The sequence below is a fragment of the Pantoea sp. SIMBA_079 genome (genome assembly GCF_046940275.1).
GTDB lineage: Bacteria > Pseudomonadota > Gammaproteobacteria > Enterobacterales > Enterobacteriaceae > Pantoea > Pantoea borealis.
Genome location: NZ_JAWRYR010000407.1, coordinates 1 through 266, shown reverse-complemented (window position 1 = coordinate 266; position 266 = coordinate 1). Strand labels below are relative to the sequence as shown.

General features: G+C 62.4%; 1 protein-coding gene. It reads right to left on the bottom strand.

The window, feature by feature from the left end; translation table 11 throughout:
- Window positions 1-266 (bottom strand): DUF4214 domain-containing protein (locus tag SB719_RS20565; protein ID WP_412159801.1); only part of this gene is annotated, 266 nt, incomplete at both ends.

The window sequence follows — 266 nt, the reverse complement described above, 5'->3', positions numbered from 1 at the left end:
GAGTTGGCTTTCGAGGCAGCTTCGGCAGAGCCTACGATCGCTTGAGCGATGTCGGCCCGGCTAGCGCCGTTGAACAACTGGGATACCCAGTTCTGCAGGCCAGCTTCGTCAGCTTCGCGACCCAGGGCAGCTTCGTACAGGTTCTCAACGAAGGTACCGTTCGACGTATCCAGTGTCTGAGCCTCGGCCGAAACCGAGATGGCAGCCGCTACGTCAGCCAGGCTGCCGCCGTTGGCTAGCAGGTCGGTCCAGACGCTGGAACCGGC